This window comes from Streptosporangium sp. NPDC048047 (genome assembly GCF_040653115.1).
Classification (GTDB): domain Bacteria; phylum Actinomycetota; class Actinomycetes; order Streptosporangiales; family Streptosporangiaceae; genus Streptosporangium.
On record NZ_JBEZNH010000004.1, the window covers coordinates 171,755 to 198,019 of the forward strand.

General features: G+C 74.9%; 17 protein-coding genes. 7 read left to right on the forward strand and 10 right to left on the reverse strand.

The features are described 5' to 3' along the window. Positions 1-9: 9 nt before the first annotated feature. The gene (locus AB0D67_RS05405; protein ID WP_362930177.1) at positions 10-6,477 is read right to left on the reverse strand and encodes a type I polyketide synthase; all 6,468 of its coding nucleotides are present in this window, start codon (positions 6,475-6,477) and stop codon (positions 10-12) included. Between the two features lie 127 nt (positions 6,478-6,604). Next, positions 6,605-7,177 carry an EF-hand domain-containing protein gene (locus AB0D67_RS05410; protein ID WP_362930181.1) on the reverse strand — a complete coding sequence of 191 codons (573 nt, stop codon included), beginning with the start codon at positions 7,175-7,177 and terminating at the stop codon, positions 6,605-6,607. A gap of 631 nt (positions 7,178-7,808) precedes the next feature. Here AB0D67_RS05410 and AB0D67_RS05415 point away from each other — a divergent pair. Next, complete coding sequence (locus AB0D67_RS05415) at positions 7,809-9,497, forward strand: serine/threonine-protein kinase (protein ID WP_362930183.1); 1,689 nt, start codon at positions 7,809-7,811, stop codon at positions 9,495-9,497. Between the two features lie 41 nt (positions 9,498-9,538). Next, a complete protein-coding gene (locus AB0D67_RS05420; RefSeq protein ID WP_362930185.1) occupies positions 9,539-10,873 on the forward strand; it encodes an acyltransferase in 1,335 nt (444 codons plus the stop codon). Between the two features lie 127 nt (positions 10,874-11,000). Here AB0D67_RS05420 and AB0D67_RS05425 read toward each other — a convergent pair whose 3' ends face one another. Then, positions 11,001-11,912: a phytanoyl-CoA dioxygenase family protein gene (locus tag AB0D67_RS05425; protein ID WP_362930187.1), complete on the reverse strand. Its 912-nt coding sequence runs from the start codon at positions 11,910-11,912 to the stop codon at positions 11,001-11,003. 261 nt (positions 11,913-12,173) lie between these two features. On the opposite strand from AB0D67_RS05425, the gene AB0D67_RS05430 reads away from it, so the two are divergent. Next, complete coding sequence (locus AB0D67_RS05430) at positions 12,174-13,223, forward strand: LacI family DNA-binding transcriptional regulator (RefSeq protein ID WP_362930189.1); 1,050 nt, start codon at positions 12,174-12,176, stop codon at positions 13,221-13,223. A gap of 80 nt (positions 13,224-13,303) precedes the next feature. Here AB0D67_RS05430 and AB0D67_RS05435 read toward each other — a convergent pair whose 3' ends face one another. Together AB0D67_RS05435 and AB0D67_RS05440 are read right to left on the reverse strand one after the other, a co-directional pair. After that, complete coding sequence (locus tag AB0D67_RS05435; protein WP_362930330.1) at positions 13,304-14,122, reverse strand: NAD-dependent protein deacetylase; 819 nt, start codon at positions 14,120-14,122, stop codon at positions 13,304-13,306. Between the two features lie 207 nt (positions 14,123-14,329). Then, a complete protein-coding gene (locus AB0D67_RS05440) occupies positions 14,330-14,821 on the reverse strand; it encodes an NUDIX domain-containing protein (RefSeq protein ID WP_362930191.1) in 492 nt (163 codons plus the stop codon). Positions 14,822-15,495: 674 nt separating this feature from the next. Here AB0D67_RS05440 and AB0D67_RS05445 point away from each other — a divergent pair. From AB0D67_RS05445 to AB0D67_RS05455, 3 genes are all read left to right on the forward strand, one after another. Next, the gene (locus tag AB0D67_RS05445; protein ID WP_362930193.1) at positions 15,496-16,401 is read left to right on the forward strand and encodes a nitroreductase/quinone reductase family protein; all 906 of its coding nucleotides are present in this window, start codon (positions 15,496-15,498) and stop codon (positions 16,399-16,401) included. Positions 16,402-16,760: 359 nt separating this feature from the next. Further along, positions 16,761-17,441, forward strand: a complete 681-nt coding sequence (locus AB0D67_RS05450; RefSeq protein ID WP_362930195.1) for a TenA family protein — start codon at positions 16,761-16,763, stop codon at positions 17,439-17,441. 98 nt (positions 17,442-17,539) lie between these two features. After that, complete coding sequence (locus tag AB0D67_RS05455) at positions 17,540-19,015, forward strand: glycosyltransferase family 39 protein (RefSeq protein ID WP_362930197.1); 1,476 nt, start codon at positions 17,540-17,542, stop codon at positions 19,013-19,015. Here the strand turns inward: AB0D67_RS05455 and AB0D67_RS05460 are convergent. The 4 genes from AB0D67_RS05460 to AB0D67_RS05475 all read right to left on the reverse strand — a co-directional run bounded on the left by AB0D67_RS05460 (position 18,969) and on the right by AB0D67_RS05475 (position 22,675). After that, positions 18,969-20,000, reverse strand: a complete 1,032-nt coding sequence (locus tag AB0D67_RS05460; protein WP_362930199.1) for an NAD-dependent epimerase/dehydratase family protein — start codon at positions 19,998-20,000, stop codon at positions 18,969-18,971. The two genes, AB0D67_RS05455 and AB0D67_RS05460, sit on opposite strands and share 47 nt — an antisense overlap. Before the next feature lie 89 nt (positions 20,001-20,089). Then, the gene (locus AB0D67_RS05465; RefSeq protein WP_362930201.1) at positions 20,090-20,650 is read right to left on the reverse strand and encodes a TetR/AcrR family transcriptional regulator; all 561 of its coding nucleotides are present in this window, start codon (positions 20,648-20,650) and stop codon (positions 20,090-20,092) included. A 181-nt stretch (positions 20,651-20,831) separates the two neighbouring features. Beyond that, positions 20,832-21,500: a response regulator transcription factor gene (locus AB0D67_RS05470; protein ID WP_362930203.1), complete on the reverse strand. Its 669-nt coding sequence runs from the start codon at positions 21,498-21,500 to the stop codon at positions 20,832-20,834. Next, positions 21,497-22,675 (reverse strand): HAMP domain-containing sensor histidine kinase, encoded by a 1,179-nt coding sequence (locus tag AB0D67_RS05475; RefSeq protein WP_362930205.1) that lies wholly within the window; start codon positions 22,673-22,675, stop codon positions 21,497-21,499. Before AB0D67_RS05475 ends, AB0D67_RS05470 begins: the two co-directional genes overlap by 4 nt. A 138-nt stretch (positions 22,676-22,813) precedes the next feature. On the opposite strand from AB0D67_RS05475, the gene AB0D67_RS05480 reads away from it, so the two are divergent. After that, positions 22,814-24,391 (forward strand): hypothetical protein, encoded by a 1,578-nt coding sequence (locus AB0D67_RS05480; protein ID WP_362930207.1) that lies wholly within the window; start codon positions 22,814-22,816, stop codon positions 24,389-24,391. Between the two features lie 31 nt (positions 24,392-24,422). Here the strand turns inward: AB0D67_RS05480 and treZ are convergent, their stop codons facing one another. After that, positions 24,423-26,243, reverse strand: a complete 1,821-nt coding sequence (treZ, locus tag AB0D67_RS05485) for a malto-oligosyltrehalose trehalohydrolase (RefSeq protein WP_362930209.1) — start codon at positions 26,241-26,243, stop codon at positions 24,423-24,425. Between the last annotated feature and the right edge of the window lie 22 nt (positions 26,244-26,265).

A 26,265-nucleotide genomic window follows, 5' to 3' on the forward strand; every position in this document is an offset into this window, starting at 1 on the left:
GAACCTGTCTCAGGGGAGGGAAGAGCCGGCCGCGCGCAGTTCGGCCAGGTAGTCGGCGATGTCGGAGATCGCGGGCCGGTTCCACAGCAGCGTGGCCGGCAGGGTGAGCCCCAGACGCTCCTGGAGCCTGGACCGCAGCAGCGTCGCCAGGAGGGAGTCGACGCCCATCTCGGCGAGCGGCCGGTGCGGGTCCAGCGCGCCGGGCTCGGCGCGCAGGGTCTCGGCGGCGGCCCGTCCCGTCTCCGCCAGCAGGAACGCGTGCAGCTCGGGGCCGTCGAGGTCCCTCCAGGAGACCCCGGCACCCTCTCCGGTCCCGCTTCCGGCCCCGTCCCCGTCCCCGTCTCCGTCTCCGGTGCCGGTGCCGGTGCGGGCGCCGGTGCCGTTCGCCGCCTCGCCGGCGGGGCCGGTGGCGCCGGACGCGGTGGCGTCGGGGATCGCCGCCAGGACGCGGGGACGCCCGGCGCGCGCCCCGCCGGGCAGGACGCGCAGCACCGCAAGGTTCCCCGCCGCGCGTGGGTCCGCGCGGTCCCACGCCCGCAGCGCCTCCTCGGCCGTGATGCCCGCGGTCCCCCGGACGCGTAGCTCGGCGTCGGTGACCGCGGACGACAGGGACATGCCGAGCCCGTGCCAGCTCGTCCACGCCACCGAGACGGTGTCGCGGTCCCCCCGGCACCGCCGGTGCCGTGCGAGGCCGTCGAGGAAGGCGTTCGCCGCCGCGTACGCGCCCTGCCCCGGCAACCGCAGCAACTGCCCGGCGGAGGAGAACAGCACCAGGAAGTCCAGGTCGCCGGGCGGGTAGAGATCGTGCAGGGTCAGCGCCCCGGCGACCTTCGGCCGCATCGCCGCCCGGATCGCCGGGCCGTCGAGGTCGCGCAGCAACCGGTCGTCGACGACCCCGGCGGCGTGCACGACCCCCCGTACGGCAGGCATGCCGAGGGCGTCGGGCGCGAGGAGGTCGGACATCCGGTCGTGGTCGGCGACGTCGGCGGCGATCGTCCGGACCGTCACCCCCGTCGCCTCCAGCGAGCGGACCACCGCGACGGCGGGATGGCCGTCGCCGTTCCACCGCGCGCGCGGAGGCAGGGGGGTGCGGCCGATGAGGACCAGCCGCCGGGCGCCCCGCTCGGCCAGCCGGCGGGCCACCCGCAGCCCGAGCGCCCCCGTCCCGCCGGTGACGACGTAGGTGGCGTCCGCCCGGCACCGGACGCCGGAGGCCGCGCCGGACGGAGCAGCGGGGACGAGCCGCGTGGTGGAGGCCGCGCCGCGGTCGACGCCGATGACGTCCTCGTCCCACCGGCCGCCCAGTAGCCGTGCGAGGGCCGCGACGTCGTCCCTTCCGGGGCGCGGGGGCAGGTCGGCGAGGCCGCCCCACAGATCGGGGTGCTCGCCCGCGACCACCCTGCCCAGGCCCCACAGGGACGTCTGCGCCAGCGCCGCCTCGTCCCGCGCCTCGCGCGCGCCACGGGTGACGCACCACAGGCGCGGGCCGCCGACGGGCACCGTCGCGGCCAGCAGCCGCGCCGTCCCGGTGAGGAGGATCGCATGACGCGCCGCCGCCTCCGCCGGATCGAGGCCGTCCGGCCACGCGGACCGACGGACGCCGTCCGGTGACGCGAACGGATCGGCGCCGTCCGGCGGCGCGGACCGACCGGCGCCGTCCGGCCACGCGGACGGATCGGGATCGCCCGGCGGCGCGGACCGGCCGGGACGGTACGGCGACGGGACCGCGTCCAGGTCGTACGGCGCCGCGGACGGCGACAGGGGCGGCGCGAGGAGCACCGCGTCGGCGGCGGAGAGCCGTCCGGCGCGCCGTACGAGGTCGTCCGGGCCGGCGGCGACCTCCAGGGACGATCCGGCGCCGGACAGGAAGGCGTCCAGCGCCTCGCGGAGGGCGGGGTCGGCGCCGGCCAGGAGCACGGTGCGCGGAAGACCCCGGTCGGTGACCTCAAGGGGGTGCCAGGCCACCTCATGGACGAGGCCCGCCGTGCCGCTCGTGCCGCCGGTGCCGCCGGTGCCGTCCGTGCCGTCTGTGCCGTTCGTGTCCTTCGCGTCCTCCGTGTCACGGTGGGAACCATCGCCGTGGGAACCGGGGTACGGGCCGGCGTCCGGCTCGCCGAACCGCAGCCCGAGCAGCCGGGCGACGGGGACGCCCCGCCCGTCGAGGATCTCGACGTCCACGACGGCGCCGGATCCGGTGCCCGTGCCGCCGACGGCCGCGACACCGGTGTCGGTGTCGGTGTCGGGCGTGATGCCGTTGCCGGACCCGGTGCCCGTATCGGCGGCGGGTGTGACGCCGCTGCCGGACGGCTGCCCATCGGGTGTGCGGCCGGTGCCGGTCGGCCGTACCTCGATCACCGCGCGGGACGGCGGCTCGCCGGTCAGAGCCGCGTGGTCCACGTGGGCGGGCATCCGCAGGCGCACCGGGCCTGGAAGGGCCACCGAGGCGACGGAGAACGCGGCGTCCAGGACACCGGCCCAGGCGGGGGAGTCCGGGGTCTCTCCGGGAGCGGCGGTGACCGCGTCGGTGCGCGCGCCGTCGGTGACCGCCGCGACGCGGGTGTCCCCGGCCCGTCCCGGTTTCTCGGATACACCCGGCTTCTCGGAAATATCCGGCTTTCCGGGTGTGTCCGGCTTCTCAGGGGTGCCCGGCTTCTCGGGGACGACGGTGACCGTCGCGACGAGCGTGCCGCCGGCCCGGCGCAGTTCCTCGATCCGCCAGGGGAAGCCCATCGACGCCACCCCGACCGAGGCGAGCCGGTCGACCACGAGACCCGGGTTGAGTGTCTTCCCGCCGAGTGTCTTCCCACCGGGCGCTTTCCCACCGGGCGTCTTCCCACCGCATGCCTTCCGGCGGACGGGCGGGGACGACGGCCCGAGGGCCTCGCCGCCCGGCGGGACGACGGCCGCCGTCGTGTGGGTGAGCCACTCGTCGGCCGTCTCCCCGCGTCCGCCCGGCCCGTCCGATCCTTGACGGGACCCGTCCGCGCCCCGGCCGGTCCCGTTTGCGCCGGTGGACGGCGGCGGTCCGGCGGGGACGTCGCGGAGCAGCCGGGAGGACAACCTCAACGTCCCGTCCTGGCAGACCACCTGGACCTCCCGGGGAACGGCGGGGGACAGGGGCACCCGTAACGACACCCCGGCCAGGTCCGGCGTCCCCCCGAACACCTCCCCGGCCGCCGCGAACAGCGTGTTGAGCAGCACGGCCGCCGGCACCACCTCGGTCCCCCGCACGGGGTGCTCCCCGGGATAGGGACGGTTGCCGTACCGGAGCCGGGTGCGCCACAGGTACGCCGGGGAGGCGCCGTGCACCGTCTCCCGGCCGCCCAGCAGCGTGTGGCGGTCCGGGTCGTGGCCCGGTCCGCCGGCCGTCGCGGGCGGAGGGACCGCCCAGTGCGTCCGGTGCCGCCAGGCGTATCGCGGCAGATCCACCAGGTCGTCACCCGGGCAGAGGACCGGCCAGTCGACGGGCACACCGTCGCAATGCAGGTCGGCCAGGCCGCCGAGGAGGGCGCGCCGTCCGGGCCGGCCACGCCGCAGGCTGTGCGTGACGAGGGCGTCCGTCGCCCCGGCCGCGGCGAGGACCTCACCGATCGAGTGACTCACGACCGGGTGCGCCGAGACCTCCAGGAAGGTCCGGTGGCCGTCCTCCACGGCGGCGCCCACCGCCGCGGCGAAACGGACGGGGTCGCGGAGGTTGCGCGCCCAGTACGCCGCGTCGCGCTCGGCCGGGTCCCTCGGGTCGGCCAGAGCGGTCGTGTAGAGGGGGACCGGGGCGGGGCCCGCCGGAAGGTCCTTGACCGCGGCGGCGAGGTCGGCGACCAGGGGGTCCATGTGGCGGCTGTGGAAGGCCACGTCGGAGGCGACCTCGCGGACGGCGATCCCCCGGGCGCGCCAGCGGCGGGCCGCCCGCTCCACCGCCTCCCGGTCACCGGCGACGACGGTGGAGTACGGCGAGGCCCACACCGCCGGGCACAGCTCCCCGTCCCCGTTCCTGCCCCGGCTCCCGTCGCCGGTGAGCAGGACGGCCGTCTCCTCGCAGGACAGGCCGACCATCACCATCGCCCCGGCTCCCGCGACCCGGCGCAGCAGCCGGGAACGGCGGCAGGCCAGGCGCGCGCCGTCGGACTCGGTCAGCACCCCGGCGGCCACCGCGGCCGCGATCTCGCCGACGGAGTGCCCGATGACGGCGCCGGGCCGCACGCCGTACGAACGCCAGACGGCGGCCAGTCCGGTCTGCAGCGCGTAGGTCAGCGCCTGGATCCGGTCCGTCCCGCCCAGGTCGGCGGTGCGCAGCGCGTCGGCGGGGGAGAAACCGAGCTCCTCGCGGTACACCGGCTCCAGGCGGTCCAGCGTGGCGGCGAAGGCCGGCTCGTCGGCGAGCAGGTCCGCGCCCATGCCCGCCCACTGCGCCCCGTGCCCGGAGAACACCCACACCGGGTCGCGCCGCACCTGCCGGACGTTCGCGCGCGGGCCGGGTCGTGCGGGTTCCAGGGCGGGCCGTACGGGTTCGGGCGGGGTGCGGCCGGCCACGGGGCCGGGTCGCGCGGGTCCGGGCGGGGTGCGGCCGGCCAGGGCGGCCGGGTCACCCGACGCCAGGGAACGCAGCCGCTCGACCAGCTCGGCCCGCCCGGACGCGACGACGACGGCGCGGCGGGCCAGGTGGGTGCGGCGGCGGGCGAGGGTGGAGGCCACCGCGGCGAGCGGCGGGTCCTCGTGTTCCGACAGCCAGGCGGCCAGCCGGGCGGCGTTGGCCCGCAGGGCCTCGCCGGTGGCGCCGGACAGCGGGTACGGCCGGACCATCCCGTCGCCCGCGTCGCCCGCGTCGCCCGTGACGTCCGGGGAACCGGCGGAGGCCGGGAGGTCCCTGAGACGTGGTGGCGCGGCCGGGAGATCCGGGGCGGGGGCCGACGTTGAGCCCGAGAGGTCCCCGAGGCGGGGTGGCGCGGCCGGGGGACTTGGGGTGGGGACCGACGTGGCGGGGGCCGACGTGGAAACAGGGCCGGATCGGCCGGGTGCGGAACCCGGGACGGGCGGGGCCTCCTGGAGGACGAGGTGGGCGATCGTGCCGCCGTACCCGAAGCCGGAGACCCCGGCCCGCCGGGGACGCCCGGCGTCCGGCCACCGGGTCGCCTCGGTGACCAGCCGCAGGCCGGAGCTCTCCCAGGGGATCGCCGGGGTGGGCCCGGCGGTGGTCGGCGTCGGCGGGATGAGCCCGTGTCCCAGGCACAGCACGGCCTTGATCAGCCCCGCCACGCCCGCCGCCGCCTCCAGATGGCCGATGTTGGGCTTGAGCGAGCCGATGAGGCAGGGGCGGCCGGCGGGACGCCCGGCGCCCAGCACCGACGCCAGGGCGCCGGCCTCCACCGGGTCGCCCACGCGGGTCCCGGTGCCGTGGGCCTCGACGTAGCCGACGTCGGCCGGTTCGACGCCCGCCGTCCTGTATGCCCTGCGCAGCAGGTGCTCCTGGGCCTCGCGGCTGGGGGCCATGATGCCCGGGGTCCTGCCCTCCTGCAGCACCGCGCTCCCGATGATCAGCGCGAGCACCCGGTCGCGGTCGGCGACGGCGTCGCGCAGGAGCTTGAGGACGACGACGCCGCAGCCCTCGCCGCGCCCGTAACCCGTGGCCGCGGCGTCGAAGGCCCGCGACCGCCCGTCCGGGGAGATGGCGCCGGCGGCGTCGAGCACCACGCTCAGCTCGGGGCCGGCCATCAGCATCACGCCGCCGGCCAGCGCCAGCGGGATCTCGCCGAGCCGCAGGCTCTGGCACGCCTGGTGGATCGCCACCAGCGAGGCCGAGCAGGCGGTGTCCACGGCCACACTGGGACCGCGCAGGTCGAGGGCGTGGGAGACGCGGTTGGCCACCCCGCAGGGGGAGGCGCCGATGCCGGTCCACGCCTCGATCCGGGGCAGGTCGGAAAGCAGCCGCCGGCCGTAGTCGTCGGCGCTGACGCCGGTGAAGACGCCCGTGTCGGAGCCGGCGAGGGAGTGCGGCGGGATGCCGGCGTGCTCCAGGGCCTCCCAGGCGACCTCCAGCGTCATCCGCTGCTGCGGGTCCATCAGCCGGGCCTCGCGCGGGGATATCCCGAAGAACTCCGCGTCGAACCCCGCGATGTCGGGAATGAAGGAGCCACGGGCGGTGGTCGTCCTCAGCACAGCGGAATTTTCCGGACTTATGTTGAAATAAGGGGACCATCGGCCGTCCGGAACCGTTCCCGACGCGTCACCGCGTTCGATGAGAAAACGCCACAGCGAGTCGGGGGAGTCTATGCCGGATGCGAAACGGCACCCCATCCCGATGACCGCGATCGGCTCACATCGGCTTTCCGCCGGATCCAGCGAGGGGACCGCCGGGTCCACCCGGCGGGGAAATTGCTTCCTTGATGTGATTTCTGTGTTCGAAACGGGCAGGGCTTGTCCGTCGCCTACCTCGTCAGAGGGAAGCGAGAAGCCGCTTTCTTCAGGAAGCGGAGGAGTCACCGGGTTCTCCAAGCTCGCGTTCGCTCGTGGGCGGAGATCCGACGGAAACGCGGGAGCGGTCCCCGGCGCGGGCGCGCCGCGCCGGGGACCCGTCCCGGTCCGGTCAGAGCTTCACGCGCGGGCCGTTCTAGGCCTCGTCGCCCCAGATGTCACCGAAGAGCCAGTTGCCGGCGGCCTGGGGGTCGGGGCTGGTGTAGTACTCCTGCCACGCGGCCAGCAGCTCCTCCACCGAGAGCGTGCCGCTCTTGTTCGTGTCGAGCTTGTCGAAGGCGATCCTGCTGTTGGCCGGCGACGTGCCGAAGGCTCGCTGGAAGGCCGCGAACTCGTTGGGGCCGACCGTCCCGTCGTCGTCCCGGTCGCAGATGCTCCACAGGGCCTCGGCCAGGGGGCGGAACCCCTCGTCGAACGCCTTGGAGTCACCGGCGAACGCGCCGATCATCCCGGTGCGCCACTCCAGGGGAGTGACCTTGCCGTCCTGGTTGGTGTCCATGCGGGCGGAGACGTGCTTCCAGAAGTTCTCGAAGGCGTCCAGCAGCGCCTGCGCCTTGGGGGAATTGAAGGGCTCGCCCAGGTAGGCGATGATGCGCGCCGCCAGGGCCAGGGCGTCGGCCGGCTCCAGGATGCCGTCGCCGTTCTGGTCGCCGTGCCCGAAGCAGACGTCGATCTTGCGGTTGAGGAGCTGGTTGCCGTTCAGTTCCATCGGTTTCTCCTTCTTTTCTGGGCACCCCCTGCCCCAGGTGATTGCTCTGACATTCTTGTGTGATCCGGATGTCATTTCTTCATCCGTGCAGGGGGGGAATTCTGGCCGTGCGGCCAGAGAAGAGAAACTCGGGGGAGTATTGCGGAAGGGCGATTGATCTGATGCTCGGAGGCATTCTCGATTACTTTTCCGGCCTATTTCTTATATAGCATTTAAGGTGTTTAGAGTAAATGGGTCAAATAAGGTATATGTCGCCCGGCGGTTCGCCCGCGCCGTGGCGCGCCGTCCATGCGGTGCCGTCCATGCGGTGCTGTCCGCGTCGTGTCGTCCGCGTTGCGCTGTCCGCGTTGCGCTGTCCGCGTTGCGCTGTCCGCGTCGTGTCGTCCGCGTCGCGTCGGAAGGCCGGAAGGCCGGAAGGAGAACCGGGCCGGTTCACCGGGGCCGCGTCCACCGGGCCGGGCCCTCGAAGCCACGCCGGACATCGCGTCGCCGTCATATCCGTAAAAACCCGCTATGACCGGCGAACACGGTCGCAGCGGGTGAAGCCCGCCCCGGCGGGAGAGCTGTTCCTTCTCGCCGGGGGTTTTACCATTCGTACGTTCGCCGGTCGACGGAAAGGTGCCGGAGGCAGATGTCGGATGTCCATCCCCCGGAGCCGGGCGATCCCACGGTGCTCGGCCCCTACCGCGTCATAGGCAGGATCGGCGAAGGCGGGCAGGGCGCCGTCTACCTCGCGGAGCCCGCGGAGCCCCCGGGGACGGGCTCCGGCCTCCGCGTGGCGGTCAAGCTCTACCACGCCCGGGTGGGTGGGGAACCCTCCATGCACGACGATCTCGTACGCGAGGCGGAGCTCGCCAAGCGGGTCGCCCGGTTCTGCACGGCGCAGGTCCTGGACTTCGGCCTGTACGGCATGCGCCCCTACCTCGTCAGCGAGTACGTCCCGGGCCCGTCGCTGCAGCACGTGGTCGTCACCGAGGGACCGCGCTCGGGCAGCGCCCTCGAACGCCTCGCAGTCGGCACGGCCACCGCGCTGGTCGCCCTGCACGACGCGGGCGTCGTCCACCGGGACTTCAAACCGCAGAACGTTCTCCTCGGCCCGGACGGCCCGCGGGTCATCGACTTCGGCATCGCCCGTTCCCTCGCCGCGACCGGCACGATGACCAGCGGGATCGTGGGAACACCCGCCTACATGGCGCCCGAGCAACTCGACGCGAGCGAGCCGGGCCTGCCCCTGGACGTGTTCGCCTGGGCCTCCACCATGGCCTTCGCCGCCACCGGCCGCCCGCCGTTCGGCAACGACTCCATCCCCGCGATCATCAACCGGATCCTGAACGAGGAGCCCGTCCTGGACGGGATCGAGCAGCCCCTGCTCGATCTCCTCCGCGAATGCCTCGCCAAGGATCCGGCGCGGCGGCCGACGGCCCAGCAGATCCTCGCCCGCCTCGTGCGCGGAGGACACGGAGAACCGGTAGGGCAGGGAGGGCACCGGGGACCTGGAGGGCACGGGACGACCTCCGGCGGCCTCCCTCTCCAGGGCGGGCCGGTTCCGGCGGGCCCGCCGTACGGCGCGACCGCGTCCGGCGGGACGGCGAGCACGGCGGGCACAGCGGGCACGGCGGGCACACGACCTCCGGCCGCGCGGGGAGGACGGCGCGCGCCGCGCGTGGCCGTCGCCGTCGCGGCGGTGGCCGCGGTGGCGGCGGCCGGGGCCGCGGGCGTCGTGCTGCTGCCCCACGGAGACTCCGCCGGGGCGGGTTCCGGCGCGGTCCGGACCTCACGGGCCGCGGCCGCGGAGGTCACGCCGGAGGCGCCCGCCGACCTCGGTACGGGTTCTCCCGCCGAGGAGTTCCACAGCACGGCGACTTCCGCGACCGCCGCCCCGGAGAGGTCCCCGCGGACCTCACCGCCCCCGCCGACGCGTGCCCCCCGGCCCCGGGTGAGCGATCACCCCACGGCCACCCGCGCACCGGGCGACCGGGACCGGCCGAGGCCGCCCGAGACCACCGTCCCGCCCTCCCCGCCGGAATCGGAGTCGCCGAAGTCGCCGAAGCCGTCGCTGTCCCGGCCGCCCGAGCGCCGTTACGCCGAACTCGGCCCCGGTCACTTCACGCAGTACTGCGTCAAGCTGGGCTGGGAATGGGTGGAGTACCGGGAGACCCCCCGCCCGGGCGCCTACTGCGTCAAAAGGAAGGGCGGGACCATGTACCTGACCGGCGACCGGCTCGATGAGGGCTGCCGATGGCGATACCGGAAACCGGACGCGTTCCACCGGTTCAAGAACAAGTCCAACTACTGCTACATACTCCAGGCTCCCGGGTGACCTGACGGCGATCTGATGGCGACCTGACGGGAGGACCGGCCGTGTGCGTTGCGCTGCTGCGCGGCCCCCGGGCCGTCGTCCGGGCGATCCGACTGGCCGCGGAGCGGACGCCGCCGCACCGCGACCGCCACCTCGACCTGCTGCGCGCCGTCGCGATCCTCGCGGTGGTTCTCGGCCACTGGCTGGCCGTCGTGGTGACCTACCACGGCGGGTTCGGCGGCGACACCGTCCTGGCGGCCGTCCCCTGGACCCGCCCGCTGACCTGGGCGTTCCAGGTCATGCCGGTGTTCTTCCTGGTGGGCGGCTTCGTGAACGCCGCCTCCCTCGACTCCTACCGGCGGCGGGGCGGCACCGCCACGGGCTGGTTCCTCGGCCGTACCGACCGGCTGATCCGCCCCACCACGGTGTTCCTCCTCACGCTGAGCGCCGTGGCGCTCCTCGCCGTCCTCCTCGGGGCCGGAGAGGGGACGGTCGCCACGGGCGTGTGGCTCGCCGTCATGCCGCTGTGGTTCCTCGTCGCCTACCTCATGGTGGTCCTCCTGACGCCGGTGATGCTCGCGCTGCACCGCCGGGCGGGGCTCGCCGTGCCGATCGTGCTCGCCGCGCTGGTCGGGCTGGGCGACGCCGTCCGCCTCCGGTCCGGCCCGCCGCTGCTCGGCCAGGCCGGCTTCGTCTTCGCCTGGCTGGCGATCCACCAGCTCGGCATCGCCTGGCGGGAGGGGGCGCTGCCGGCCCGCCGTACGGTGGCCCTGCCGATGGCGGCCGGGGGGCTCGCGGTCCTGGTGCTGCTCACCACGGTGGGGCCGTACCCGGTCAGCATGGTGGCGGTCCCCGGCGAGCGGCTGCAGAACACCTCTCCGCCGACCCTGGCCCTGCTGGCCCTGGCGACCGCGCAGACCGGGCTCGCCCTGCTCCTGCACGGTCCCGCCGACCGCCGGCTCCGGCGCGCCCGCCCGTGGGCGGTCGTGGTGGGGGTCAACTCCGTGATCATGACCGTCTTCCTCTGGCACCTGACCGCCGTCGTGGTCGCGGCCGTCGCGCTCTACCCGACGGGCCTGATGCCGCAGCCGCCCGCCGGTTCGGCGTCGTGGCTGCTGCTCCGCCTGCCCTGGATCGCGTGCCTGCTCGTGGTCCTGGCGGTCCTCGTCGCGGTGTTCGGCCGGGTCGAACGGCGCGCCGGGCCGGTCCCCGGCGCGGACGGGCCCGCGAGCGGGGTCCCGCGCGCCGTCGCGGCGGTCGCCGGCGCGGCGCTGGCGGCCGGGGGACTGCTCGGCGCCGCCGTGACGCTCCCGACCCGCCTGCCGGTCCCGATGCTCCTGGCCTATCTCGCCGGGGCGGGCCTGCTCCGGTTCCTCCGGAGACGCCCGGGGTCGTGACCGGCCACCGGGACGCGGCTCCCGGGACGCGGCCGTCGGGTGCGCCGGATCCGGCGGCCGTGGGGCCTACGCGGTCGCCGCCGCCGTACGGCTCCGCGGGCGGGGCCGGATCCGGCCGGGGCCGCGCTCAGTCCTCGCCCATCACCAGGCCCTCGATCGTGTGCTTCTGGACGATCGGCCGCAGCTCGTCCACCGCGGGGCAGGGCAGATGGTCGCGCACCAGGGCGGGCAGGGCGTCCCGGTAGCCGCGGGTGACCGCCATGTCGTGGCGCTCGGCGTTGCCCGCGCCGGGGGCGTCGACGCCCAGGACGAGCACCGGACGGTCCCCGGCCGAGTGGTTGGCCGTGCCCCGGTGGACGGTCAGCGCCGAGCGGGCCGAGACGTCGCCGCGCCGCGGATGTTTCCGCACCGCGCGTTCCTGGTAGCGGGGGTAGGCGTCGCGGGGCGGGAACATGCCGTGCTCGAACGATTCGCCGTGGTCCCACTGCGTACCCGGGGCGATCTCGAACGGCCCCATATCCGGTTCGGTGTCCACGGCGGTCAGGTTGAACGCCAGCGAGGTGAGCCGCCGGTGCGCCCTGGTCTCCTCGGGCATCGGGAAGTCGCGGTGCCAGGGCTGGCCGACCGCCCCGGGCAGGGGCACGTCGAAGCCCAGCTCGACGATCTCGTACCGTGGGCCGAGCACCGCCTCGCAGACCGCGGTGACCCACGGGTGGGTGACCAGGTCGACGAAGCCGCGCATCTGCTCGGGGTGGATCTCGACGTAGTAGCGGTTGGGGCCGCGTCCCACCGCGCCGCCCGGACGGGCGAGCGCCTCGCGGAACGCCGTGTCGATGTCCTCCCGCATCCGGTCGGCCCACTCGGCGGTGAAGGCGCCCGCGCGGGCGGTGATCCCGTCGCGGTGGAGGTCGCCGAGCGCGGTCGCGACGTCGGCCTCGCTCACCCCGGCGTTCCGCCATCCCTCCGGGACGGCCTCCGGCCGCCGGTCCGCCGCCGATGCCCGATCCCGCGCGGGCACGGGGTTCGTCGTCTCCGCCATGGTCCTCCTCCTCGGCCGGTTCCGGATCATCCTCTCCCGTTGTTTGCAACGTTGCAAGAGTGATTAGCTGGATCAAGGTCGCCCGGTCGCGGCCCGCCGTACCGGAAGTGCGTGGCGGTGGAGCGGCGCCGTGCGGCGACGGGAGCGGCACGGCGGTGGACCGCCGGGACGGCGCCGCGCGGGAGCGGGACCGACCCGTTCCGGACCGGGCCGGACACGGCGGCGCGGGCGCGGCCGGTGAGCAAGAGGGGAGGCGGAGCCGTGGGTGCGAGCCTGAAGGACGTGGCGGCGCGGGCCGGGGTGTCCGTGCGCACGGTGTCGAACGTGGTCAACGACTTCCCGCTGGTCGCCCCGGAGACCCGCCGCCGGGTGCGGCAGGCGCTGGAGGAGCTGCAGTACCGCCCCAACGCGGCGGCGCGTCAGTTGCGCGCCGGCCGGTCGGGACTGATCGGGCTGGTCATCCCCGAGATCGACTCGCCGTACTTCGGCGAGCTGGCGTCCCTGCTGGTCCAGGAGGCCCAGGAGCACTCATGGACGCTGCTCGTGGACCAGACCGACGGCGACCCCGACCGCGAGCGGCGGCTGCTCGACGACATGCAGGGGCAGATCGTCGACGGACTGATCATGAGCCCCTGGAGCCTGTCCCCGGCCGACCTGCGGCGGCGCGCCGACGCCGTGCCGCTGGTCCTGCTCGGCGAGCAGGACGCCGCAGGGCTGATCGACCACGTGAGCGTGGACTCCGTCGCGGCCGCCGCCGACGCCACCCGGCACCTGATCGAACTGGGCCGCCGCCGGATCGCGGCCGTCGGCGTGCAGCCGCACCTGGTCAACGGCACGGCGGAGCAGCGGGTGACCGGCTACCGGCAGGCGCTGGACGCCGCCGGGATCCCCCGCGACCCCGCGTTGGAGGTGCCGGTGACCGCCCTGCACCGCGCCGACGGCGCGCGGGCGATGCGGTGGCTGCTGGAGGAGGGACACGCCCCGGACGCGGTGTTCTGCTTCAGCGACCAGCTCGCGCTGGGCGCGCTGCGGGAGGCGCTGGAGCACGGCCTGGCCGTACCGGGGGATCTCGCGGTCTGCGGGTTCGACGACATCGAGGACGGCCGGTACGCCACCCCGTCCCTCACCACCATCGCCCCCGACAAGCCGGAGATCGCCGGACAGGCCCTGTCCTGCCTGGCCGACCGGCTGCGGCGACCGGCGCGCGGCGCGGCGCCCGAAGAGCCGCGGCCGGCGCGCAGGATCGTGGCGGCCCACCGGCTCGTGGTCCGGGAGAGTACGGCCGGCCGCCGCGCGGCGACCCGTGCCTAGACACGGCGACCCGGGCTTGGACACGGCGGGCCGGGGCCGGGTCATCGAGCCGGGCCCGGTGCGGGGGGCCGGGCCGGGTGTCACCGCGCCGGGCCCAGCCCGGCGGCCAGAGCGGTGAGGGTGGGGCCGAGCGGCGCGTCGAGCGTCAGGAGGGCGTCGCCGTCGCCCCGGGTCGGACCCTGGTTGACGATCGCGACGGGGATGCCGTGCCCGGCGGCGCGCCGTACGAACCGGTAGCCCGACATCACGGTCAGCGAGGACCCGAGGACCAGCAGGAGACCCGCCCGCTCGACCAGTTCGTAGCACTCCTGGACGCGGGGAGCGGGGACGTTCTCCCCGAAGAACACCACGTCGGGCTTGAGGACGCCGCCGCAGTCACGGCAGTCGACGATCCGGAAGGCGTCGATCAGGTCGTCGTCGAGCACGGCGTCGCCGTCGGGGTTGATCACGGCGGTCCGGGTGTGCGCGTACCAGCCGGGGTTGGCCTCTTCCAGGCGTCGTTCGAGCTCGTGGCGGGACGTCCGCCGGCCGCAGGACAGGCAGCGCACGCGGTCGAGGCCGCCGTGCAGCTCGATCACGTCCCGCGCTCCGGCGGAGCGGTGCAGGCCGTCGACGTTCTGGGTGATGATCCCGCCGACCAGCCCGCGCTCCTGCAGACCGGCGACCGCCCGGTGGCCGGCGTTGGGGCGGGCGTCGGCGATGTGCCGCCAGCCCAGGTGGCTGCGCGCCCAGTATCGCCTCCGGGCCGCGGCGCTGCCGACGAACGTCTGGTACGTCATCGGCTCGGCCCGGCGTCTGCGGCCGGTCTCCCCGCGGTAGTCGGGGATGCCGGACTCCGTCGACAGGCCGGCCCCGCTCAGCACCACCACGTCGCCGTCGGCGACGAGGTCGGCGAGCATGTGGAACCGGGGGTTCGCCGCGCCGTCCGGGGCACCGGCCGGCCCGCGGTTACGGTCGCCGTCCGGTGCCTCGCCCGGAGTGCCGGGCAGGGCGCCGGTCGGGACGCCGGGGCCCTCGTCCACCTTCCACGTCACCCCTTCATGGTGCCTCACGCCCGCGGCTGCCCGGACCGCACCCGGTGCCTGTCCGGATCGCCCGGCGGCGCGTCACCCGGCGGCGAAGTACTCGGCCATGACCCTCGTGTGCAGGGGGAACGCCAGCTCCCGGGGGCCGTCGGCGACCAGCCACTCCGTGGTCTCGGCGGTGGGCGTGACCGGGGGAAGCCCGGCCGCGCCGATCCGCGGCCCCAGGGCGAAGACCAGCACGGTGCCGTCCGGGGCGCTGCGCACGTCGAACAGCCGGACATCGGCCGCGTCGACGACGACGCCCGTCTCCTCCCGCAGCTCCCGGACGGCCGCCTGCTGCCACGACTCGCCCAGGTCGATGAAGCCGCCGGGCAGCGCGAGGCTCCCGAGGTGCGGCTCGACGCCGCGGCGGACCACGAGGAGTCCGTCGTCCACCGGCAGCAGCATCACCGCCACCGGCAGCGGGTTGAGGTAGCTCGTGTTCCCGCAGGCCGGGCAGGTCCGCGGCCACGGCTGGCCGGGGGCGTAGGCCGCGCCGCAGAAGGAGCAGTGCGAGTTCCTGGTCGTCGTCACGCGGTGAGGCTACCGGGCCGTCCCGCCGCCGGATCGGGAGCCCGACGCCGTGCGGCCGCGCCCGGACACGGCCGCCGGACCGGGAGCCTGACTCCGTACGACCGCCGCCCGGACACGGGGGAACCCGGAGTCGGCTCAGGTGATCGTCCCGTTGACAGGCGGCCGCCGGATGGTTGTAATGGTCGGCGTGCCACGTGGCGCCGGCCAAAGAGCAATGGGCCGGCCGGCTGCCGGGTGAGCACCTTCCAGAAGGGATACCGCCATGAGGTCACACTCCGCGTCCCGCATCTGACATAACCGTCGCCGCGCGCCGTACCGGGCGTCGCCGCGCGGTACCGGACGTCCCCGTGCGCCGCCTGTCGTGCGCCGGGTTCCTCCGGTCTCCGTGACTCCGGCTGCCCCCGGTCTCCGCCGTACGCCGCGGTCCCGCACGTCGTCTCCGGCCTCCGCAGTACGCCGTCGCCGCGTCCATCGCAGCGCGCGTCGTCCGCGGTGGTTCCGCACGTCATCCGAGGGGTTCCGCGCGTCGTCCGCGGTGGTTCCGCACGTCGTCCGGGTGGTTCCGCGCGTCTCCTGACGCGCGCCCGCGCGTCCTCAGCACCCCAGCAGTACCCCAGCAGTACCCCAGCGTTCCCGATCTTCGCGTTCTCATGAGAGAAAGGCCTCCACGCCGCATGCCCATGTCCTTCAACCAGTCGATCATCGAGGAGTTCCGGGCCAACGGCGGGAAGGTCGGCGGCCCCTTCGAGGGCGGCGACCTCCTCCTGCTGACCACCACCGGCGCGCGGTCCGGCGCCGAGCACACCGTCCCCCTCGGCTACGTCCGCCATGACGACCTGCTGCTGGTCGTCGCGTCCGCCGGCGGCGCGCCCCGCCACCCCGCCTGGTACCACAACCTGCTCGCCCACCCCATGGTGCGGGTGGAGGTCGGCACCGAGACGCAGTGGGCGATCGCCGTCCCCGCCGAGGGCGAGGAACGGGACCGGCTGTTCGAGCACGCCGTGCGGGCGGCCCCCGGCTACGCCGACTACCAGGCCCGCGTCGACCGGTCCCTGCCGGTCGTCATGCTGCGGCGCTCCGGGCCCGACGAGGACCCGCACGACGTCACGGACCTCGCCGCCGTGCTCCTGCGGATCCACGCCTGGCTGCGCTCGCAGCTGCGGCACGTGCGTGCCGAGGCCGACGCCCACTTCGCCGCGCGGGCGGCCCACCGGGGGCAGGGCGAGCCGCCCGCGCCGGGGCTGGGGCTGCAACTGCGGCAGCACTGCCTGGCGTTCTGCCAGTCCCTGGAGGCCCATCACGGCCACGAGGACGCGCACATGCTCCCCATGCTCGCCGCCCGGCACCCCCGTCTGCGCGATGTCGTCGACCGGCTCCGAGAGGAGCACCGTACGGTCGCCCGCATCCAGGCCGAGCTGGTCGTCCTGCTGGACGGCATCGCCGCCGACGACCCGGACCGTTTCCGCGCCGAGCTGGACCGGCTGTCGGAGGAGCTGAGCGCGCACCTCGACCATGAGGAGGAGTCGTTGCTCCCCGTCCTGGCCGAGATGCCGTTCCCTCCCGTCCCGCCCGCCTCCTGAGGCTCTGTTACGGTTTACCGCGACGCGGGGTGCCCGGTGCGCCGGGCTGAGATCACACCCGTTGAACCTGACCTAGTTCGTACTGGGTTCTGTTTGCGGATCTTTTCGCCTACTGCGGTCGTCCAGGCGGCCCCTCGCCGCGTTGTCGTCGTCGCCCATGGCTCCGCTATGGGCTCCTCCTCCGCCTTGCGAGGGACCGCCTGGACGATCCTCGCCACGGCGAAGATCCACAAACAGAACCCAGCGGAGGGACGTCACCGCCGGTCGTGTCCCCGGGCGCGGCCGGCCGCGGTGCGCGGCGCCCGCGGGTCTCCCGCGGGCTCCCGCCCTCCCCGAGACCCGGTGAGTGAGGGGACACGATGTTCTGCGAGGAGATCTGGGCGCGTACCGCCACGCTGCTCAAGGCGATCCATGACCACCCGTTCAACACCGCCCTCGGCGACGGCACCCTCGACCGGGAGCGTTTCGCGTTCTACATGGTCCAGGACGCCCGTTACCTGGCGGCGTTCTCCAAGGCGCTGGCGGCGGCCTCGGTGCGGTCCGCCGACCCCGGCGACGCGATGTTCTTCGCGCGGAGCGCGCACACGGCGCTGGCCGTCGAGCGTGGCCTGCACGCCTCCTACCTGGAGGAGTTCGGGGTGAGCGCCGAGGAGGAGGCGGCGGTCCCCACCTCGCCGACGTGCCTGGCCTACGCGTCGTTCCTCCAGGCGACCGCCCTCGCGGAGCCCCTGCCCGTGCTCGCCGCCGCGGTGCTGCCGTGCTTCTGGGTGTACCAGGACGTCGGCACCGCGCTCCTCACCCGTACGGCGGGCATGGCCGGCCACCCGTACCGGGCGTGGATCGACACCTACTCCGACGAGTCCTTCGCCGCCTCGGTGGAGCAGATCAGGGCGATCACCGACCGGCTCGCCGGGGCCGCCGGCCCCGAGACGCGCCGGGCCATGGACGAGGCGTTCCGCCGGGCGACGGAGTACGAGTGGATGTTCTGGGACAGCGCGTGGCGGCTTGAGACCTGGCCCACCCGGCAGTGGCTCGGATAGCCGGCCGGGAGCCTCGCCCGGACGGCGAGCCCCGAACGGGTCACCCCGCCCGCCCCGGAGACCGGGTCCGTCCGGACGGCGGGCACAGTGCGGATCGCGTGGGTCCCCGGGGTCCCCGAGGTCGCCGGGGCCGCGCCGGGCGGGCCGCCTCCCCGGTGTGGCTGCCGCTGCTCCTCGCGGCGGTCGCGCTGGCGCTGACGGTCGCGGGCTCCTGGGCCCCCTCGATGTGGGCCGACGAGCTGGCGACCGCGCAGACCGTGACCTCCTGGGACACGCTGTGGGAGACGCTCCGCGAACGGGACGCTGTGTTCCTGCCGTACTACCTGCTGATGTACGTCTGGTCCCGGGCGGGCACGGCCGACTGGTGGCTGCGGCTGCCCTCCGCGCTGGCGGTGGCCGCCGCCACCGGGCTGCTCGCCGATCTGGGCCGCCGGCTCGGAGGCGTCCGCGCCGGGGTGGTCGCGGGAGCCGCCCTGCTCGTGCTGCCGGCGATCTCCCGCTTCGGGCAGGAGGCCAGGCCGTACACGCTGGCCGTCGCCGCCGCGGTCTTCTCCTTCTGGTGCCTGCACCGGGCGCTGGAGACCGGTCGCTGGGGCCGCTATGTCCTGTCCGTCGCGCTGCTGCCCTGCACGCATCTCTTCGCTGTGCTGTCCCTCCCGGCCCACCTGGTCGTCTCCCGGCGCTGCCTGCGGTGGCTGGCGCTGGGCTCGCCGGTCACGCTCGCCGTCGCGGCGATCTCGGCCGGGCAGGTGGGGCAGGTCAACTGGCTGGAGGCGCCGGGGTGGGAGAACGTCGTCCTGGTCCGCAGCGCGATCACCGGCTGGCAGCCGCAGCCCGAGCCGGGGGACCTGCCGGCCGTGCTCCTCGGCTGGGCCGTCGCCCTGGCCGGGCTGGTCTCGGCGGCGGTCCTGCTCCTGCGGGGAAGGTGGGGGAACGGCGACCGGGAGGCCGCCGGGCCGCCCGCGGGTGATCCCGTGCTCCGGGCCTTCGCCGCGGGGGCGGTGGTGTGGGGCGTGCTGCCGATGCCGGTCCTGGTCGCGGTGTCCCACCTGGTCACCCCGGTGTACAGCTCCCGGTACGTCCTGTTCGCCGCGCCCGCCTTCGCGCTGCTCGCCGGGCTGGGGGCGGCCCGCCTGCCGCGTGCCGTACTGGTGGCCGGGCTCTGCGCGGCCGTGGCGCTGGGGGCCCGGCAGCAGGTCCTGCTGCGCACCGAGCCGGGGCACCAGGTGAGCTACCGCGTCGCCGCCGGGATCGTCGCCGCGCAGCGCGAGGTCGGCGACCGGACCGTCTACGTGGTGCCCTGGGCACGCCAGGGCCTGACCCGCTACGGGGCCATGCCGCCCGAGAGGCGTTCCGGTGACGCGGCGGGGGAGCGGGTCTGGCTCGTCCGGAGCGACTTCGGGCGGGCGGTCCGCCCCGGGACCGCGCTGCCGTCCAGGAACGGCGTGGCCCCGGCGATGATCCCCAAGATCGACGCGCTGCTCGAGGAGCGGTTCACCGTGACCCGGACCTGGCCGCTGCGCGGCGTCACCGTCCTCCTGCTCGAACGCCCTCCGCGCGCCGCCCGCCGGTAGCGCCGGCCGGACCGGCGCCGAAGCGGGCGGCCACCAGGTCGTCGGCCCAGCGCCGCAGCGCCTGCTCCACCGGCGGCATGCGCAGCCCCGCCCGCTCGGCGAAGGCCCGCGCGGGGGCCGTGTCGTAGCGGTCGCCCGACAGGAACGACAGCGTCTCCGGGTCGGCCCCGGTCAGCGCCCGGGGCAGCCGCCGCAGCAGCCATACCGGGATCGATCGGCGCGGGGCGCGCACCCCCAGGTGAGAGGCGAGCAGCGCGACCAGCTCCGGCAGCTCGGGCGTGTCGTCGTCGAGCACCCAGTACGCCCTGCCCGCCGTCTCCTCGTGCTCGGGAACCGCGGCCATGAAACGGGCGAGGTGGCCGGCGTCCACGACCGGGACGAAGACGCCGGAGCCGCCGGGCAGGAGCGGCAGCCGCCCCCGCCACAGGTCGTGGACCAGCGAGGCCAGGCCGATGAACTGGCCGGGGCCGATCACCGTGGCGGGGTTGACGATCGTCAGGGGGACGTCCAGCTCGCGGGCCCGGCGGCGCACCGCCGCGTCCCCCTCGGCCTTGGACGCCTCGTACGCCCCCAGCCTCCGGTAGTCCGGCTCCACCCCGCTGACGCGGTAGCCGCTGACGTGGACCAGGCGGCGCAGGCCGGTCCGGGCCGCGGCCCACTCGGTCACGTTGACCGCGCCGGTGACGTTGGCGAGCCGCGCCTCCGCCGCGTCCAGGCCGAAGGCGAAGCGGGCGGCGGTGTTGTAGACGTCGCGGACCCCGGAAAGGCCGGTGATTCCCAGCCCCGGCGCGGTGATGTCGCAGGTGACGACGGTCAGCCCCGCGGTGTCCACCCCCTGCCCGGCCAGCCGGGAGGTCAGCCGGTCTCCCGGCCCGCGCACCGCGGCGGCCACCCGGCGTCCCTGGCGCAGCAGCTCGGCGACGAGGGACCGGCCGATGAAGCCGGCGGCGCCGAAGACGACCGAGTCGGGCGGATGAGAGGTCATGGCACTCCTTGTAAATAGATCGGTCTACATATTTTTTGGCCGAAAAGAAGGCCCGCCGAAAAGCGGGCTCTCGCGGGACGGTGTCCGGGCTACAGCAGCGCCTCGATCCGGCGGGCGACGCGCTCCAGCGGGTCGCGGCTCCGGTGGGCCCTGGCCAGCAGCAGCGCGCCCTCGATCAGGGCGAGGACGGTGACGGCGGTGTCGGCGGGCTCGGGATGCCCCTCGGCGGCCAGGCGCCGGCGCAGCCCCTCCTCCCAGGAGTCGTAGACCTCGGCGCAGACCCGCTGGAGCGGGTCGCTCGTGGCCGCCGTCTCCAGCGCCACCGTCGCCACCGGGCAGCCCTTACGCCACCCCGACTCCTCCAGCCGGTCGCCCAGGAACGCCAGCATCCCGGCGACCATGCCGCGGGTGCCGGACGACGACTCCGCCAGCGCGCGCAGCGCCAGGCCGATCTCCTCGCCCGCCCGCCGTACGGACTCGCCGACCAGCTGGTCCTTGCCGCCGGGGAAGTGGAAGTACAGGGAGCCCCGGGGCGTGCCGCTGGCCGCGATCACCTGGTTCAGCCCGGTCCCGAAGTAGCCCCCGGTCTCGATCAGGTCCCGGGTGGCGTCCAGCAGGCGTCCGCGCGTCTCCTCACCTTTCTGGCCCACGGGATAAAAATAGACCGGTCTGCCGATTCTTGGCAAGGGCCGGACAGGCGGAACCGATGGGTGACCCTTCCGCCCACGGCACGGCCGGCACCCGGTCCCGTGGTCCGCCGCCCGACTCCACGCCGTGCCGTCCGGTCCCGTTCCCCGGTCCTCTTCCGGGTCCGGGCGGTGCCGGCCCGCGCTAACCCGCCGGATCGGTGATGCGGTAGCCCACGCCGGGTCTCGTGGTGATGGGTGACGGGTCACCCAGCTTGCGGCGCAGACGGCCGACGGTCACGGTCACGGTGTTGGTGAAGGGGTCGGCGTTCTCATCCCAGACCCGCTCCAGGAGGGCCTCGGCGCTGAGGAAAGCGGGGGCGACGCTCAGGAGGGCTTCGAGGAGGGCGAACTCCTTGGGCGAGAGATCGAGGGGACGGCCGTCGCGGATGGCGACGTGGCGTGCGGCGTCGAGTTCGATGCCGGCCGCGCGCAGCGTCCGCGGGCGGGCGGAAGGGCGCCGCCGGGCCAGGGCCTGGATCCGCAGGACGAGTTCGGGGAAGTGGAACGGCTTGGCGAGGTAGTCGTCGGCTCCCAGGGTCAGGCCGCTGACCCTGTCACCCGGTGAGCCGGCCGCGGTGAGCATCAGGACCATGGGGCGGTCGTCGCGTTCGGTGATCATGTGGCAGAGCGTGTCGCCGTGGATGCCGGGCAGGTCGCGGTCGAGGACGACCACGTCGTAGGCGTTGAGATCGAGTTTGGCGGCGGCGGCCAGACCGTCGTGGGCCGTGTCCACGGCCATGCCCCGGTCGCGCAGACCCTCCGCCAGGACGTCGGCCAGCGCGAGGGCGTCCTCGACGACCAGGATCCTCATGCGGCGGCACCCGTCGGCGCGGGCGCGGACGGCACCGAGACGGCGACCCGCAGGCCGCCTTCCGGCCGGGCGAGCAACTCCAGACGTCCGCCGTACGCGCCGACGACGGCCGCGACGATCGACAGGCCGAGGCCGGAGCCGGCCTCCGATCCGGTCCGGTCCGCGGCGAGCCGCCGGAAGGGCTCGGTGAGCCGGGCGACGTGCTCCTGGTCGAGGACGGCTCCGCCCGTCTCCACGACGAGCCGCGCCGAGGAGCCCGCCGTCGTGGTCGCCACCCGGATCCAGCCGCCGCGCCGGTTGTGGATCACCGCATTGTCGATCAGGTTCTCCGCCACCCGGGACAGCAGAACCGGGCTGCCCCGGGTCCACGCGCCGTCCCCCGTGTCGGCGTGGACGGTCAGGTCCTTCGCCGCGATGGCCGCGGAGCGGCCGGTCATCGCCTCGGACAGCAGCCGGGCGAGCGAGACCGGCGCCCGGCCGGGAAGCGCGCCGTGCTGCGCGCGGGCGAGCAGGAGGAAACCCTCCAGAAGGTGGTCGATCCGGTCGAGCTCGGTGCGGAGGCGATCGGTCAGCGCGAGCGTCTGGGACGTCGCCGACGGCTTGGCCGCGGCCACGTCCAGCGACGCCCGCATGGTCGCCAGCGGCGTGCGGAGCTCGTGGGAGGCGTCGGCCACGAACCGGCGCTGGGCGGCGAAGGACGCCTCCAGGCGCTCCAGCAGCCCGTCGACGGTGTCCGCGAGGTCCTTGACCTCGTCGACGGGGCCCGGTATCGCCAGCCGCTCGTGCAGGTTGTCGGCGGAGATCCGCCGGGTGGCCGAGGTGATCGTACGCAGTGGACGCAGCACCCGGCCGGCGACGATCCCGCCGAGCAGGAGAGAGACCGCCCCCATCACCGCCAGCGCGATCAGGGAGCCCGCCAGGAGCTGCCGCGACTGCGTCACGTGGACGTCCGCCAGCTGTGCCTGGAGCCGCTCGATGTGTCCCTGGAGGGCCGCGAGATCAGGCTGAGGAGCGGGCGTCACGGGGGCGGCCCGGGACGCCCGCCACCCTCCGGCGAGCAGATTCGTCATGGCCAGCAGGACGGTCCCGGAGGCCAGGAACAGCGCGGCGTACATGACGGTGAAGCGCTGCCGTACGGTCCGGCCCCTCAGCGTGAGACCTCGCGGCTTGCCCATCGGCCTTCTCCCCGGTGACGTGCGGACCACCAGGATGCCCCGTCGCGCATAACAACGGCATGACGGCGGCGGTTCGCGCGGTGTCGGGCGCGGAGCCGTAGAACCGGCCGCATGCCGTCAACCGACGAAACCACCGCCATGTCACCTGTCACGTCCGCCGTGCGCCGGGAGCGGGCCGTATTCCGCAGCCGGGGCCGGGTGATCGCCATGATCGCGGCGACGCTGGCCGTCATCGTGCCCGGCCTGCTCACCGCGTACGGCGATCGTGCCTCCTGCGGCGCGGGGGGCGTAGAGATCGCCTGTCCCACGGATCCGGCCGGGCCGGACGGCCGACCGGTGAGCGACCAGTTCTTCTTCGTGCACCGGCCCCTGGGCGAGAACGGCGTCATCACCGCGCGCGTGACCTCGATGACGGGCGTCATCACCTATCCGCCCCCGGACCACGACGAGATCGTCCCGGGCCTGGTGCCCTGGGCGAAGGCCGGGATCATCGTCAAGGACGGCACCGGGCAGGGCTCCATCTACGCGGCGCTCATGGTCACCGGGGACCACGGCGTGCGGATGCAGCACGACTACGTCCACGACACGGCCGGCCGCCCGGAAGGCGTCTCCCCCCGCTCCCCGCGCTGGCTACGTCTGGTCCGCGCCGGTGACACCGTCACCGGGTACGAATCCGCCGACGGCCGCCGGTGGACGAAGGTCGGCACGGCCCGCCTGACCGGAGCGCCCCGCACGGTGGAGGCCGGGCTCTTCGTCACCTCCCCCGGAGATCTGACGGTACGGCGTACCGGCCTGGGCGGCGGTACCACGGAGACGCGCTTCACCCAGGCCACCGCCGTCTTCGACGACGTCAGCCTCGACGGCGCGCCGGCCGGCGGATGGCGGCACGGCGCCGTCGGCGAGATGGGTCATACCGACTGGGAGCGGAACCACCGGGCCCCCGGGCTCGTAGAGGCGGACGGCACGTTCACCGTCACCGGGTCCGGGGACATCGGCCCGGCCGGCGCGGAGGGCGGCCACGACATGGAAGACACCCTGGTCGGGCTGGCCGCCGGTCTGGCGGTGGTCATCGCGGTGGCGGCGCGCTTCGCCGTCGCGGCTCCCCGCACGGCGCGTTCCGTCACCACCGAGCCCCGCATGACACGCTCCACCACCGCCGCGGTCCGTACGGCGCGCGGCGGCGTCCCGCCATCCGGCGGCCGGGATCTGGCCGCCAGGGCGGTCGTCGCCGGCGCGGCGGCCTTCTCGGCCGGACTGGTCGCGGCCGGGGTCACGATGCCGGTCGGCGCGGAGATCCTGCGCGCCAACGGCAACGCCGTCCTCCCGGTGTCCTGGCTCACCCTGTCGCGGGTCGTCCTCGGCGTCGCCGTCCTGTTCGCGGTCACCGCGGTCCTCGCGCTCGCCCTCGGCGCGCTGCTGCGGCGCACGTGGGCGGCGGTCCTCGGCGCGATGTCGGCGGTCATCCTCCCGTACGTCCTGGGAGCGTTGCCGCTGCTGCCCGACGAGGTGGCCCGGTGGTCGCTGCGCCTCACCCCGGCGGCCGGGTTCGCCGTACAGCAGACCGCCGTCCGCTACCCGCAGGTGGTCGCCCACTACGTGCCGTCGGAGGGCTACTTCCCCCTGCCGTGGTGGGCGGGGCTGGGCGTGCTCTGCGGTCACGCCGCCCTGGCTCTGGCCCTGGTGGCCGCGTCACGGTGGCGCCGGCCCGCTGTGTGAGAACACGACGGTGACCGCGGCGGACGGCGTCTCAGTCCTCCAGGATCGCCACGGTGTCCGGCGGCAGCGTCAGGTCCGCCCCTGACAGCGCGACACCCGGGTCGGAGGAGGCCAGGACGCCGCCGCGGCCCCGGGCCGGCACGGTCAGCGTCTCCGCCCCGAGGTTCACCGCCACCAGCACCGGCCCCCGCTCGACGACCAGCAGTCCGGCGTCCTCGTCGCAGTCGGCCAGGACCCGGTCCGGCCGGCCGTCGGTGAGGGCCGGTACGCGCCGCCGCAGCGCGATCAGCTCCCGGTGCCAGTCGAGCAGCCGTCCCTGGGCCTCCTTGTCCCGCTCGCTCCAGTCCAGCCGGGACCGTTCGAAGGTGGCCGGGTCCTGCGGGTCGGGCACCTGGTCGGGCTCCCAGCCGAACGCGGCGAACTCCCGGCGGCGGCCCTCGCTGACCGCCCGGCCGAGCTCGGGGTCCTCGTGGTCGGTGAAGTACTGGAACGGGGTCGTCGCGCCCCACTCCTCACCCTGGAAGAGCATCGGGACGAAGGGCGCGGTGAGCAGCAGCGCGGCGGCGATCCGCAGCCGGCCCTCGCTCATCAGCGCCGGGTTCCGCTCGCCCTGCGCCCTGTTGCCCACCTGGTCGTGGTTCTGCGCGCACACCACGAACCGGTGCCCGGACAGCCCCGCCGGGGATCTGCCGTGCACCCGCCCGCGGTGCGGCGACCACGTGCCGTCGTAGACCCACGCCTGCCGCAGCCCCTTGGCGAGCAGGGACAGCGGCCCGAAGTCGGAGTAGTAGCCGCTTCGCTCCCCGGTCAGCACCGAGTGCAGGGCGTGGTGCCACTCGTCGGCCCAGGCCGCGTCGAGGCCGTACCCGCCGGCCTCCCGCGCCCGCACGAACCGGGGGTCGTTCAGGTCGCTCTCGGCGATGAGGAACAGCGGCCGGCGCACGTGCGCGGCCAGCGCCTCCACCTCCTCGGCCAGCCGTTCCAGGACGTGCACGGCCGAGTCGTCGGCGATGGCGTGGACGGCGTCCAGGCGCAGCCCGTCCACGTGGTAGTCGCGCAGCCACATCAGCGCGTTGCCGATGACGAACGCGCGCGTCTCGTCGCTGCCGGGGCCGTCGAAGTTGACCGCGTCGCCCCAGTTGGTGGTGTGGCGGCCGGCGAAGTAGGGGCCGAACTCCGGCAGGTAGTTGCCCGAGGGCCCCAGGTGGTTGTAGACGACGTCCATCACCACGCCGAGCCCGTGGGCGTGGCAGGCGTCCACCAGCCGTTTGAGGCCGTCCGGCCCGCCGTAGGCGTGGTGCGGGGCGAACAGCGACACCCCGTCGTACCCCCAGCCCCGGCCACCGGAGAACTCCGCCACCGGCATCAGCTCGATCGCGTCGACGCCCAGCTCCACCAGGTGCGGGAGACGCTCGATCACCCCGTCGAAGGTCCCGGCGGGGGAGAAGGTGCCCACGTGCAGCTCGTACAGCACCGCCCCCGGCAGCGGCGTCCCGCGCCAGCGGTCGTCGGTCCAGCGGAAGGCGGCGTGGTCGACCAGCCGGGAGGGGCCGTGCGGGCCGTACGGCTGGTACGGCGAGCGCGGGTCGGGCCGGGGCGGGCCGCCGTCCAGCGAGTAGGCGTAGTCGGTGCCCGGCCCGGCCTCCTCGACGGCGCGCTCCCACCAGCCGCCCCCGGAGCGCCGCATCGGCAGCCTGCGCTCGCCGAGCACCAGGTCGACCCGCTCACGCGCCGGCGCCCAAACCCGAAACCCGTGTCCCACCCGTCCCCCTAGGGTCCAGCCGCCACCGGACATCGCGAGCGGCCCGCCGTACCACTCCCGGACGCGGACGGGCCGCACCGGGCGGCTCACGACCGGCCGCGGATCCTCCCTA